General features: G+C 64.6%; 6 protein-coding genes and 1 tRNA gene. 4 read left to right on the top strand and 3 right to left on the bottom strand.

Annotated features, from left to right (window positions below; translation table 11 throughout):
* Window positions 1–3: 3 nt before the first annotated feature.
* Window positions 4–396: a DUF7079 family protein gene (locus tag KY49_RS34630; protein ID WP_143188332.1), complete on the top strand. Its 393-nt coding sequence runs from the start codon at window positions 4–6 to the stop codon at window positions 394–396.
* Window positions 397–421: 25 nt separating this feature from the next.
* On the opposite strand, the gene glmS is transcribed toward KY49_RS34630, so the two are convergent.
* Together glmS and KY49_RS22295 are read right to left on the bottom strand one after the other, a co-directional pair.
* Window positions 422–2239 (bottom strand): glutamine--fructose-6-phosphate transaminase (isomerizing), encoded by a 1818-nt coding sequence (gene glmS, locus KY49_RS22300; protein WP_042586646.1) that lies wholly within the window; start codon window positions 2237–2239, stop codon window positions 422–424.
* A gap of 5 nt (window positions 2240–2244) precedes the next feature.
* On the bottom strand, window positions 2245–2985 hold the full coding sequence (locus KY49_RS22295) for a hypothetical protein (RefSeq protein ID WP_042586645.1): 741 nt from the start codon (window positions 2983–2985) through the stop codon (window positions 2245–2247).
* 898 nt (window positions 2986–3883) lie between these two features.
* On the opposite strand from KY49_RS22295, the gene wecB reads away from it, so the two are divergent.
* Window positions 3884–5098, top strand: coding sequence for a non-hydrolyzing UDP-N-acetylglucosamine 2-epimerase (gene wecB / locus KY49_RS22290; RefSeq protein ID WP_042586644.1), 1215 nt, complete (start codon window positions 3884–3886; stop codon window positions 5096–5098).
* A gap of 110 nt (window positions 5099–5208) precedes the next feature.
* Here the strand turns inward: wecB and KY49_RS22285 are convergent.
* Window positions 5209–5285, bottom strand: a tRNA-Val gene (locus tag KY49_RS22285).
* 986 nt (window positions 5286–6271) lie between these two features.
* Between KY49_RS22285 and tssI the strand changes: the two genes are divergently transcribed.
* Together tssI and KY49_RS22275 are read left to right on the top strand one after the other, a co-directional pair.
* Complete coding sequence (tssI, locus tag KY49_RS22280) at window positions 6272–9451, top strand: type VI secretion system tip protein TssI/VgrG (protein ID WP_042586643.1); 3180 nt, start codon at window positions 6272–6274, stop codon at window positions 9449–9451.
* Window positions 9452–9502: 51 nt separating this feature from the next.
* The gene (locus KY49_RS22275; protein ID WP_052495760.1) at window positions 9503–14224 is read left to right on the top strand and encodes an RHS repeat-associated core domain-containing protein; all 4722 of its coding nucleotides are present in this window, start codon (window positions 9503–9505) and stop codon (window positions 14222–14224) included.
* Window positions 14225–14255: the final 31 nt, after the last annotated feature.

Genomic DNA, 14255 nt, shown 5'->3' with positions numbered 1-14255 from the left:
AGCATGACGACCGCAATCGACCTCCGCGAACGGCACGACTGCTGGGTCGTGATGTCCGACCTGTTCGTCGACAACGAAGTCGATTACGCGTACATCGCCGCGTCGCTGCGCAAGCGCTGCCCGAACCTGTCGCACGCCGCGCTGGAAGCGGCGTTTTTCGACGAAGTCGCGCCGGTGCTGGGCAGCAACCTGCTGACGCCCATCCCGCCCGTGTGGCTCGCGTTCGCCGACGAAGACGTGATCCGCGAGATCTCCGTCTGGCTCGACCAGCAGCAGGCGTCCGCGTTCAGCCGCTTCGAGGCCCGCTGCCGGCGCGCGATCTGCCGCCGCCGATGCATCTTCCGCAGCATCTGGCAGGAGCTCGATCGCGAACTGACGGCGTTGCGCGCGCCGTGACGCCGGCCGCGCAACGTCCCTCCCCTTACTCGACCGTCACGGATTTCGCCAGATTCCTCGGCTTGTCGATATCCGCGCCGCGCACGCATGCCGCGTGATACGCGAGCAACTGCAGCGGCACGACGTGCAGGATCGGCGACAGCAGCCCGTAGTAGTCCGGCATCCTGAGCACCGACACGCCGTCGCCGTTGTCGATGCGCGTATCGGCATCCGCGAACACATATAGCTGCCCGCCGCGCGCCCTCACCTCCTGCATGTTCGACTTCAGCTTTTCGAGCAGCATGTCGTTCGGCGCGATCGTCGCGACCGGCATCGTGTGCGTGACGAGCGCGAGCGGCCCGTGCTTCAGTTCGCCCGCCGGATACGCCTCGGCGTGGATGTACGAGATCTCCTTCAGCTTCAGCGCGCCTTCGAGCGCGATCGGATAATGCAGCCCGCGCCCGAGGAACAGCGCGTTCTCGTGGCGCGCGAATTCCTCCGCCCAGCGTTCGATCTGCGGCTCGAGCGCGAGCACGTCGGCAAGCGCGTCGGGCACGCGCCGCAACTGCGTCGCATAGCGCGCGAGCTGCGCGTCGTCGACGCAGCCGCGCAGCCGCCCGAGCGTGACCGACAGGATGAACAGCGCGACGAGCTGCGTCGTGAATGCCTTCGTCGACGCGACGCCGATCTCCGGGCCCGCGCGCGTGAGGAAGCGCAGGCTGGTCTGCCGCATCATCGCGCTGGTCGGCACGTTGCAGATCGCGAGCGTGTCCGGATGCCCGAGCGATTGCGCGTACTTGAGCGCCGCGAGCGTGTCGGCCGTCTCGCCCGATTGCGACACGACGACCACCAGCGTGTTCGGCAGCGCGAGCGCGTCGCTGTAGCGGTATTCGCTCGCGATCTCGACCTGCGCGGGCAGCCGCGCGATCGTCTCCAGCCAGCGGCGCGCGGTGAGCCCCGAGTAATGGCTCGTGCCGCACGCGAGGATCAGCACGTTGTCGATCTGCTCGAAGATGCGCCGCGCGTCCGGCCCGAACACCGCGGGATCGAACAGGCCCGCATCGGGAATCGTCGCCGCGACCGCGCGCGGCTGCTCGAAGATCTCCTTCTGCATGAAGTGGCGATACGGGCCGAGCTCGACTGCGGCGTCGCCCGACGTCACCGTCTGCACCGGGCGCTCGACCTGCACGCCGTCGCGATCGAAGATCCGCGCGTGGCCGGCCGTCAGCTCGACGATGTCGCCTTCCTCGAGGAAGATGAAGCGGTCGGTGATGCCGGCGAGCGCGAGCGCGTCCGACGCGACGAAGCACTCGCCGTCCTTCAGCCCGACCACGAGCGGCGAGCCGACCCGCGCGCCGACGAGCCGCTGCGGCTCCGACTTGCTGAACACCGCGATCGCATACGCGCCGTGCAGTTGCGAAGTCGCGTCGCGCACCGCCGCGAGCAGGTCGCCGCGATACACGCTGTGGATCAGGTGCGCGACGACCTCGGTGTCGGTCTGGCCGTCGAATTCATAATGTTCGCTTGACAGTTGCGCGCGCAACGATTCGTGATTCTCGATGATGCCGTTGTGCACGAGCGCGATTTCGTCGCGCGAGAAGATCGGGTGCGCGTTGCAGGTCGCCGGCGCGCCGTGCGTCGCCCAGCGCGTGTGCGCGATGCCCGTGCTGCCGGAAAGCCCGGCGCTCAGCACGTGCGCTTCGAGATCCGCGACGCGCGACACGCTGCGTTCGCGGCGCGCCGCGCCGTCCACCACGGTCGCGACGCCGCACGAGTCGTAGCCCCGGTATTCGAGGCGGCGTAAGCCTTCGATCAGTATCGGAACGATGTTCCGTTGCGCGACCGCGCCGACGATCCCACACATACGCGTTACCTCCAGTGAAGTGAGCGGTGCCGCGCGCATGGACGCTCGGCGCGCAGGCGAAACGATTCGCGATGACGGCCGCGGCCGTCGTGATGCTGGTGAGCAGTGGCGCGATGCGCCCGCGCGGCGTGCGGCAGCGAGCCGTCCGATGGTCCGTGACCGGCGCAGGGCGACGGTGGCGGCGCGGTCGCGGCCAGCGGCAGCAGGCGCAGCAGCACGCGGCACGGCAGCGGCCGGCCCGGTGTGCGACACGCGCGTGCGCCGTGCGCACAGCCGCTCGCATGCGAGGCCGCGCGCCGGCCGGGCGGGGCGCGCGTCACGAGGCGACGGGCGTCGCGACCGTGCTGGCTCGCGTTGCGGCGCGGTGGAGCGGGTTCGCGAAGATGGCCGTCGTCGACGGGCGGTGCTGGCGGATCGACGGAAGCGGCGAGGGCGCGCGGCGCGCCTGACGCACACGCACGCGAAAACCGGTCGCAGCAGATCGCGCCCGCGACGACGTGCCAGGCCGGCGGCGGGCAGGGCGACGCAAGCAGGAAGCGGTTGGGGCAATGCGGCAGCGCACGCACGTTGCGCGCGCAGACGAGCAGCGCCGCGAGCCACAGCCACGCGGCGCAATACGGCGGCGGGAAGACGAAATCGCGGCAGGCCGGGCACGACAGCGCCGCATCGCATGCGGCGAGCGCGCAGGCAAGCGCGACCAGCAACACGTCGTCGACGCAGAGCGAACCTGCCCGACAGTCCTTCATCGTTCGTCCCCGTGTCCGCGCCGGGATCGCCGTCGCGGACGTACAGCATTCAACGGGAGCCGGTGGAGCGCGCATCGATCCGCGACGCCGCTTTCCGCGCACGGCGCTGCCGATACCGACCGCTCACACCGCCCCCCGGCCTCGTGTCAGTCGCATTCAACCGTCCCGGTATTTGCAGCGAATCGTTCAAGCGTTGGGACGTGGCACAGCCCATCCGAAGCAAAGGCCGAGCCATCCTGCGGCGTGCCCCGTCCGGCAAGGTGAGATTGCGTTTCAGCCGAGACCCGGGATACACGGTCGACAGGTTTTTGATTCATCGGCGTATCAGCCGTGTGCGCGGCCCGAGGAACGTCCGTTGCAGGAGCTGTCATCGGCATCACGCCTTCGCCGCGCCTTGTGCGCAGTGCCGCAACGGTTCGGCGCGCGCCTGCATGCGGCTCACCGGTTGCCGTCGCGAGACGGCCGCGGAAAGGGCGCCGAATGCCCGTTTCATGGACGCAACATTTCGCTCCGGCCGCACGTCGCCTGTGCCGGCATGGGGAAAATCCCCATGCGCGCGCAACGGTCGCCGATGCCTGCGGTGTCGCGTCTCGCGCACTGCCGAAGCAGCAGTCGTGCCGACGCTCGATCATCCGGCATTCGTCAGCGGACACGCGCCGATTGCCGCGTCGCGCCTGCCCGGCGCGCGCTGCGCGTCGTATCACGTGTGCAACGTTCCGTCATGCCGGCGCGACGGCCGAACACGCCGCACGACGCGGCCGCCGGATGCGGAGCGGCTGGTTTGAAATTTGCATCATCCCGCATGCCGCCGGCCGTGTTGCGCCACCGGTTCACCCGTGCTTGCGCGCGGGGCAGACTCCCGCGCCAGGACGAATCAGGGAGCAATTCGAGGTTCGATATGCGGAAATTCCTGTTTGTGCTCGGCTCGCGCCAGGAGGCGGCCGGGATGGCGCCGCTCGTGCGCGCGCTGAGGGCTCACGGCAACATCGACGCGAAGGTCTGCGTCACGGTGCGACGGCGCGAGACGTTCGACCCGCTGCTCGCGCTGTTCGACATCACGCCCGACTACGCGCTCAACCTGACGGATGCGGGCCACGCGCAGGCCGACGCGACGTCCGGCCTGCTTCATGCGGTCGGCGACGTATTCGACCGGCTGCATCCGGACACCGTGGTGGTCTACGGCGACACGATCACGACGCTGATGGTCAGCCTCGCGGCGTTCTACCGTTATCTGCCGGTCGCGCACGTCGAGGCGGGCCTGCGCAGCGGCGACATCTGGTCGCCGTGGCCCGAGGAGCTGAACCGCCGCATCACCGACGCGGTGTCGACCTGGCATTTCGCGCCGACCGAGCGCGCGCGCCGCAACCTGTTCAGCGAGGGCGTGCCGGCCGGCAGCGTCGTGCTGAGCGGCGACACGCTGATCGACGCGCTGCAGGGCGTGCGGCGCATCCTCGAACGCGACGAGGCGTTCGCACGCACGATCGTCGAGCGCTATCCGTTCGTCGCCGGCGACAGCCGCATCGTGCTGGTGTCCGGCCACCGCTTCTACGGCGGCGACATGCGCGCGTGCTTCGGGCATGCGCTGCGGCTCCTCGCGAGCCGTCACCGCGACGTGCAGTTCGTCTATGCGCTGCACGGCGAATCGGGCGTCGACGAACCGATGTGCGCGCTGCTCGACGGCATCGCGAACCTGCACGTGATCGAGCCGCCCGCGTACCTGTCGTTCGTGTTCCTGATGTCGCGCGCGCACTTCATCATCACCGACTCGTGCGGCATCCAGGAGGAGGCGCCGGCGCTCGGCAAGCCGGTGCTCGTCACGCGCGACACGTGCGAGCGCCCGGAGGCGGTCCAGGCCGGCAACGCGCGGCTCGTCGGCACGGACGCGGAGCGCCTCGTCGAAGAAGCGTCGCGGCTGATCGGCAGCGACAGCGCGTACGACGAGATGGCGCATGCGAGCAATCCGTACGGCGACGGCCATGCGTGCGAGCGGATCGTGCCGGCGCTGCTGAGCCGGCCGCGTGCGGCGCCGAACATCGTGAACTACGGAATGGGATCGGGAGAGATGCCGTTCAACGCGCTGGCGCTGGGGCTGCATGCGCTGCGCTCGGCGTAAGACGGCCTAAAAGAAAAACGCCGCGCGGACCTGCCGCGCGGCGTCTGATCGTTTGGCGAGCTGCGTTGCCTGTGGGCAATGCACGCTGCCGGACCCCTTCTATTGTGCGTTGGTAGGCTCGATTGGACTCGAACCAACGACCCCCACCATGTCAAGGTGGTGCTCTAACCAGCTGAGCTACGAGCCTAAGAAGCCGCAGATTATAGACAGGGTTGGTGCGGAGCACAAGTGTTTCGAGGCAAATTTTTTGGATCGGGGGGTGGGGCGCTGGTCGAGCATCGTTGCGCGATGTGGTCGCGTCGCCGGCGGTCGGCGTGAAGGGGCGTCGTGGATTCGCGAGCGCGACGGACTCGATGCGCTGTGATGCACAGGGAAGCGCGTTCTTGCTGCAAGGTTATCCACACGCGCTTCTGGATAACAGCTTCGGAAGCCTCTGGATTCACAGTGGAACGATTGAGGATATCTGTGACACCCGCGAATCGGTTCAAAAGTTGTTCTGTGCTCCACAGAACTTTGCACGCGAGTCGCGTCCGGTTATGAATTCCGCATCGCGTTGATTTTTCAGGGTGTTTGGCCGGTTATCCACAGCGCGGTGCACGGCTTGTTAACTATCACTACGTATATATACACAGCGAGTCAAAACCGTTGGACAAGTCCGGAGCCATGGCTGTGACCCGTGCATCGAAGACGCGGAACACTGTGGGCCCATGACCGCAAGCAGGCCCGGAAGCACGCGGGGACGGCGGACATACATGCCACCGGTTGCGAAGTCGTCGGGGCTGAATGTCGCGAGCACCCATCCCGCGCCAGCAGCGCTTGAGTATCGAATTGCGGTTCGATGGAACCGTGCACGTGATTCGCTGATCCCCATTCTCATGTTCCCCAAGGCTACGGCGAGCAAGTTGACCTTCGGTCCGGCCCGAGGGCGACCTGACGACGTGCCGCATGACCGATATTCGCGCGAACTGAATGCCGTCTGCTTTAAACGGCAAGTGATCGGCCCAGCGGGATTCCGATTGTGGATATCCGGCGCAAGCAGGTGCGAAAACACTGTGCAATGCCGAACCACCGATTGACGATTATTTACTTCAGCGTGCTGATTCGACTGTAGAATCTCGCGCGGCAGGGCAGCAGACACCATCCGAGGGTGCTGAAATAAAATAGGGCCGCATTATGCGAATGCAGGATATCGCCGCCGCGATTCGCGGCGGCCTGATTCAGCAGGACCGCCTGCTGAAGTTCGACTCGCCGCTCGGCGCGGACGCGCTCGTGGTACAGCGGGCGGTGGGACGATCGCGGATCGGGCGAGACTATTCATTCACGCTCGACGTGATGTCGACCGATGGCGGTCTCGAACTCAAGAAGCTGATCGCCCAGCCGGCGACGCTCTGGATTCAGCAGGCGGACCGATCGTACCGGCCCGTGAGCGGCTACCTCTACACCGCGCGCCGGCTTGGCGCGAACGGCGGTTTGACGACCTACCAGATCGAACTGCGCCCCTGGATGCACGTGCTGCGGTTTCGCCGCGACCAGAAGATCTGGATCGACAAGAGTGTCGAAGAGATCATCGCCGATGTGCTGGACATGCACCCGGAAGCGCGCGGCCGGTTCCGCTTTGCGCTGTCGAACCCGCTGCCGAGCCGTTCGTACACGCGCCAGCACGAGACCGACTGGCATTTCGTGCACCGGCTGATGGAGGACGAAGGCCTCTACTGCGCGTGGCAGCAGGCCGACGACGGCAAGTCGCACACGCTCGTGATCACCGACAACCTGCAGGCGTTCGCGCCGCTGTCGCCGGAAACCGTGCGTTTCTATCGCGGGGGCGCCGACAGCGAGGCGGACGCGTTCACGCAATGGTCGGGTACGCGCACGCTGCAGAGCGTCGCACTGTCGACCCGCACCTTCGACTACAAGAACCCGTCGCTGCCCACGGCGCCGAAAGGCACCAACGTGCCGACGATGCCGGGCCAGGGTGCCTTGCCCGACCAGCTCGAGGTCTACGAGTACACGGGCGCTTACACGTATCTGGATCAGACCCGCGGCGACCATCTGACGAAGGTCCGGATGGAGGAATGGGAATCGAGGGCGAAGCGTTTTCACGGCGTCGGCGGGGTGCGCGGCATCGATGCGGGGCGGCGTTTCACGTTGTCCGATCATCCCGGGCACGATCGCGATTCCGCCGACCAGCGGGAATTCGCGACGATCGAGGTTGCTTGGTGGATCGAGAACAACTTGCCCGTATCGGATGGCGGTCTGCACTTTCCGCACAGCCTGGGGCAGGAGCTTGACCGGATGCGCGCGCGGTATCGGGATATCTCCGCGTTTCAGGCGTTGCACGGCGACGGCTCGGTCGGCTTCTATCTCGTCGAGGTCGAGGCGCAGCGCGCGAGCATCCCGTACCGCAGCCCGTTCGAGCATCACAAGCCGGTAATGCATCTGGAGACGGCGATCGTCGTCGGGCCGCAGGGCGAGGAAGTCTATACCGATGCGCTGAACCGGATTCGCGTGCGGTTCGTCTGGGATCGCGTGAATCCGGGCGACGAGAACGCGTCGTGCTGGGTGCGCGTCGTGCAATCGGATACCGGCGGCGGCTATGGCGGCGTGCACATTCCGCGCATCGGCGAGGAAGTGCTGATCGACTACGTCGGCGGCGATTGCGATCGGCCGCTCGCGGTGGGCCGCGTGTACAACGGCGCGACCAAGCCGCAATGGCATAGCGACGGCATTCTGTCCGGGTACCGGTCGAAAGAGTATTCGGGCAGCGGCTACAACCAGCTCGTGATGGACGACGCGACCGGGCAGAACCGCGTGCAGCTGATGAGCAGCAGCGCGAACAGCCTGCTGCATCTCGGCTACCTCATCGACCAGAACGGCAACACGCGCGGGTCATATCTCGGCAGCGGGTTCGATTTGCGCTCGGATGCGTATGGCGCAGTGCGCGCGAGCCAGGGCCTGTACGTGACGACGCACCCGAAAGCGCCGAACAGCCAGCCGCTCGACGTGAAGGAAGCGCAGCAGCAGCTCGTGAACGCGGAGAGCCTCGTCGAGGCGCTGTCGGGCGCCAGCGAACAGCATCAGGCAGAGAACCTGAAGGACGCGCACGAAGCGCTGCGCGCGTTCACCGATGCGACGCAGGACAGCGTGCCGGGCAGCGCGTCGGGCGGACGCACGGCGGGCGGCGGCACCGGCAACGCGAACGCGTTCAAGGAGCCGGTGATGCTGTTCGGCAGCCCGTCGGGCATCGGGATGTCGACGCAGCAGTCGGTGCACGTGGCGGCGAACGATCACGTGAATATTGCCAGCGGACGGAGCGTGCACGTTGCGGCGGGCAAGTCGCTGCTGGCGAGCATCGGGCAGAAGCTGAGCCTGTTCGTGCAGAACGCAGGGATCAAGCTGTTCGCCGGTAAAGGCAAGGTCGAGATCCAGGCGCAGTCGGACAGCATCGAAGTGACTGCGCAGAAAAGCGTCAAGCTGCTGTCGGCAACGGAGAAGATCGAAATCGCCGCGGATCAGGAGATCCTGCTGACGAGCGGTGGCGCATATATCCGGCTAAAGGGCGGGGCCATCGAGATTCATGCGCCCGGGAAGATCGACGTAAAGGGCGCATCGCACGCGTTCAGCGGGCCGGCGAGCATGGGGTATCCGCTGCCGAGCCCGCGGCCGGACCAGCCGGGGCAGCTGGAGTTGCTGCATCAGTATGCGAACGGTGAGGGTTTCAAGGGTGGCAAGTTCACAGTGCTGGATGCGAACGGCGGCGTGTTGCGCGAAGGCGCGCTCGACGCAAAGGGGCACACGATCGTAAGCGGCCTGCCGGCCGGTGCTGCGCAGGTTCAGTTCGGCGAGGATCCGCGCAATCAATACGATTCGTCGAGCGTGTTCAAGACGGCGCAATGGCCTGCGAAGCCTGCGCAGGCGGCCGACACGGCCGCGACCGCGATGTCGCAGCTGGGTGGTCTGCTGCCGCCGGGCGCGGGGAGCGCGGTGTCGGGTGCAACGCAATTGGCCGGTGTTGCCCGTCAGGTTGCGCAAGGTGGCATCGGGCAGGCTTTGGGCGGTCAGGCGATGAGCCTCGCGCAAGGCGCGCTCGCCAAGGCGCTGCCATCGGGCGCGATGAGCGCGGTGTCGGGTGCGACGCAATTGGCCGGTGTTGCCGGTCAGGTTGTGCAAGGCGGCATCGGGCAGGCATTGGGTGGTCAGGCGATGAGCCTTGCGCAAGGCGCGCTCGCCCAGACATTGCCGGCAGGCGCGAGCGCAGCGCTTGCGCAGGCGAGCCAGCTCGGCGCTGCCGCAAGGCAGGTCGGCGCGCTTGCGCAAGCGGCACGCGGCGCCGTGCCTGCCTTGATCTCTCTCTGACGATCCGTTCGCGTCGGACGCGACAACACACTTTCGAATCAAAGAACCGCCATGACCGATTCTTCGGGTGTCATTCTTCCCAAGCCGACGGAGGTTTACGTCGCACCGCTGCTGCAGATCGAAACCGTCGACGTCAATGCCGGCATCACGGCGTGTGACCGCTGGCTGCGCGGCATCAGCCACGATTTCATCACCATCGAGCGGCTCAAGATGGTCGCCAGCTCGCTGCCGGTGGTCGCCAACATCATGGCGGCGGTCGATCTCGTGCTCGATATCAAGGACATGGTCGAGCATGGTCAGAGCGGCCGGAATCCCGACGTATTCGATTATCTGAACCTCGGCCTCGACCTGATCGGCGTCGTTCCGGTTCCGCTCGGCACGGCCCAGTTCCGCATGGGCATGCGACCGGTCATGAAGCTGGTGCGGCAGAAGCTCGTGCAGAGCGGTAGGGCGATCGGCGAGGCGTCGTTGCAGGTCATGCAGACGGCGCTGCTGCAGGCACTGATCGACAGCTTGAGCGAGCAGTTCGCCGGCAAGATCCAGAGCTTCGTTGATGGCGTGAAGAAGGAACTGAACAGCGTTCTCAAGACCTGCGCCGAGTACATCGAGAAGTTCATGATCGGGTTCGCGCACCTGTTCGAGGAAGTCGCAGGCGAGAAGCCGCTCAGCGCCGCGCACAACGTCCGCGCGGCCGAACGGCATGCGGGCCAGATTGCCGCGGGATTCGCCGCGCATGATGCGGGCAAGACGTTCTCGAGCCTGGGCCACTTGATCGCCGACTTCGTGAAGATCGAGGCGAAGGGCGTGATCAATGCCGGCACGCAGGCGGCAAAGGTGCTGGACCTGAAGTATCGCGAGCCGCTGCTGAAGATGGCCAAGGCGCTGCGCGCGATGGTGCCGGTGGTCAAGGAGAAGATTCTAGCGCTGGGCGGTGTCGAGGCGGGCAAGATCGGCTGGCTGATCAACCTGGTGCAGGTCGCGATCGAGAAGAAGCGAGACGTGCTGCGCAAGCAGAAGGTGCATTCGACGGGGATCAAGGAACAGGGAACGACGAAAGTTCATCGTCACGAGGGAGAGGGGCAGTCGGAAACGGTTCGGCATACGGAGCCGGCGAAACATCCGGGACCGAATGACAGCAAGGTCGCTTGTCCGTTACGTTCACCGCCGGTCGCAACGAAGCGTTCGATAGGTTTCGCGTTGGGCGACGAGCGGCTCGAGCATCACGATTTCACCGTGCCCGGCGTTCTTCCCATTGCCTGGACGCGGACCTATCGATCGTTTTTCGACGCCAACGATCTGCATGGAGAACTTGGCGCACGCTGGATCACGTCATATACGACGCGTATCGACGTGCGTCAGGATCAATTGACCTACCACGACGCGACAGGCCGCAGCATCGACTATCCGCAGCTTGCGCCCGGCGACGCCCATGTCGACCGGAGTGAAGGCTTGACGCTGATGCGACTCGATGACACGTGGATTACGTTGACTCGTGGGCATGAGCTGCTTGAAGCGTACGAAAAGCGCGGCGATGCGTTTCGCCTTGCCTTCGTCAAGGATCGGTCCGGCAACCAGGTTACGCTCGACTATGACGATCATCATCGACTGACCCGCTTGATTGTGCCGACTGCGGTCGTTGCTTTCCGTTACGATGAAAAAGGCCGGATCGTCGAAGCGACGCATCATGGCGCCGACGGAAAGCGTATCGATACGTTGGCACGCTATACGTATAGCGCAGATGGTGATCTCGTCGCGGCGATCGACCGGAATGGAGATCGCCGCGAATACGCGTATCGTCATCACCTCATCACACGTTATACGGATCGAACCGGCCGTGCGATGAACCTCGAATGGAACGGCACGGAGCCGAGATCGAAGTGCGTCCGCGAGTATGCGGACGACGGCAGCTTCGATACGCGGCTTGCATGGCATCCGGACTTCAGGATGGTCAGCGTCACGGACGCGCTCGGCAACGTGACGAAGCATTATTACGACCTGAACGGCTATACGTTCCGTATCGTTCATCCGGACGGCAGCGAGGAATGGATGTATCGGGATGCTTATCACAATCTCGTGCAACATACCTACCCGGACGGCGGCGTCGAGCGCATGACCTATAACGGGCATGACAACCTCGTACGGCATGTGCGTGTCGACGGGAGCGTCATCGAGATGGACTACGACGAAAAAGACCACATGGTCAGGATCGTCGATCCGCAAGGCGCGGTGTGGCTGCGTGAATACGATGATGCGAGCCGCGTCGCGGTCGAAACCGATCCGCTCGGATACAAGACGACGTATAGCTATAACGCGCAAGGCTTGCCGATTGAAGTGACCGACGCCAAGGGCGGGGTCAAGGTCATGGCATACAACGACGCGGGCCGGTTGATTTCACATACAGACTGTTCGGGCAAGACGACGACCTGGACCTATGATGTGCAAGGCCGGCTGACCGAAACGACGGATGCGTCAGGAGGAACAACGGCGTACCGGTACGGCGGCAATGGACGGCTCGAAGCAATTTGTACCGCCGCCGGCGTCCAGCGTGTTCAATATGACGCCGAGGGGCGTCTGCTTGCCGTCACGGACCCGATGGAGCGTACCACGCGTTACGGCTATGACGTTGCGGGCCGAGTCGCGGTGCGGACCGATGCGCTCGGGAATACGCTGAGTTACGGTTATGACCGCCTCGGACGGCTGGTGCGGTTGACCGATTCGAACCATGTGAGCTACCAGTGCAAGTACGATCCCGTTGGCCGGCTGCTCGAAACGGTCGGCTTCGACGGGACGGAAACGCGCTATGTCTACAGTGACGACACGGGCTATGTATCGACCATCGATGTAGCCGGGAAGATCACGCAGGTCGAATTCGATCGGGGGGGCAGGCTCACGCGACGCGCATGCGATGGTAACGAGGAGCGCTTCGCATATGATGCGCTCGGGCGGCTCGTCGACGCGCAGAATGCCTGCAGCCGTGTCCAGCATTTCTTCGATCCCGCGGGAAATCTTGTGCGGGAGCATCATGCACACGATCTCTTCGGCGAGCAGCGTAGCTACGTTTGGCATCACACTTACGACGAACTGGGCACGCGTATCGGCACGGTGCGACCGGATGGGCACAAGATCGACTGGCTCACCTATGGGTCGGGGCATGTCCATGGCATGTTGCTCGACAACGAAGAGTGCGTGCATTTCGAACGTGATGATTTGTATCGCGAAGTCCATCGAACCTACGCGAGCAAGCTCGAGCAGCGGACCGAATACGACTCGGCAGGACGTTTGCTGCGCCAGACCCTCCATCGAGAGAAGGCACCCGCGCCGTTGATGGCCCGGCATTATCGTTACGATGCCACAAGCCAGATCGCCCATATCGAGGACAGCCGGCAAGGTCTGTTCGACTATCGATACGATCCGGTCGGACGGCTGATCGAAGCGACCGGACACGGCGGAGCCGAGCGCTTCGCCTTCGATCCGGCAGGCAACCTGATCGATGCAGGCAGCCCGCAACATGCGCGCACGCAGGCACCGCCGAGCCCGGTTCGGTCCGTCAGCACGTTGCCCCCTGAAGTGCATAAAGTTCTCGGCAACCTGCTCAGGGAATATGCCGGTTCGCATTTCAGTTACGACCCGCAAGGGAACGTCGTCGAGAAACGCACACCGGACGGTACGCAGCGCTTCGAGTGGGACGCGTTCAACCGGCTGGTTCGTGCACGAATTGAAACGTCGACGCGACAAACCGATGCGCGCTATTTCTACGATGCGGCAGGGAGACGGATCGCGAAGGAAGTCGACGGGATCGCAACGATATTCGGTTGGGATGGCAACCGGCTCGCCTATGAGAGCGACCACGAGCGCAGCACGCACTATGTGTACGAAGCAGGCTCCTTCGTGCCGCTTGCGCAGTACGTCAGCTTACCGGTCGGCGGAATACCGACGCCCTCGCGCGACGGCTCGGCGCGTTACGCACCCGAAGACGATCCGTTGCAACGGGTTCCGGTTTCGAAGGCGGACGCACACTTGTATTACTACCATTGCGACCAGGTCGGCACGCCACTGATGCTGACCGACGAGCTTGGCGAGGTTGTGTGGGAAGCGACGTACAAGGCATGGGGTGAAGCGAAGGAAATCATTTCACGCGTCTCGCGCGCATCCGGGCACGCGGTGCGAAACGCGATTCGCTTCCAGGGGCAGCAACTGGACGATGAAACAGGGCTCGCCTATAACCGTCATCGCTATTACGATGCCGCGACGGCCCGCTATGTCAGCGCCGATCCCATCGGCCTGCTGGGCGGCGTCAATCAATATCGCTATGTTCTTGCGCCGACCGCATGGGTCGATCCGCTGGGGTTGAGCGAAGATCCATGCTGCTCGTGCGGCGGCAAGGCGATCATCCGGCACTATGACACCGGTTCGAAGACCGGGCATTATACGGTCGAGGTGGAGAGCGGCTATTTGTCGGTTCACACGCATCAGATGACGGACAGCAAAGCTGGAACCACGAAGATCGTGAACGAGAAGCGCAGACGCGCCATGACCGGCGACCCGATTCTGCATACTGCCGAGGTTCCGTTGCCTGACGCAAAAGCTGCAATTGCCTATCAGCAGTCTCAGATCGAGAAGACGTTTGAGGCGTATGACGAACGTACGAACAGCTGCGTCGACCACGTGTCGAATGTGCTTCGAGCGGGTGGCGCCGATGTTCCGCAGGGACCCTTGGGTCAGATGAGATACCTCGGGAAGCTGGGTTTCAAGGCAAAGTTGAAAAAAGGGTGAGATATCCGGGAAACCGGGTTTCAAGTCAAAG

It is taken from the genome of Burkholderia sp. MSHR3999 (genome assembly GCF_000833595.1).
Lineage (GTDB): Bacteria > Pseudomonadota > Gammaproteobacteria > Burkholderiales > Burkholderiaceae > Burkholderia > Burkholderia ubonensis.
The sequence above is the reverse complement of the archived record's forward strand: the minus strand, read 5'-3'. Positions and strand labels throughout refer to the sequence as shown.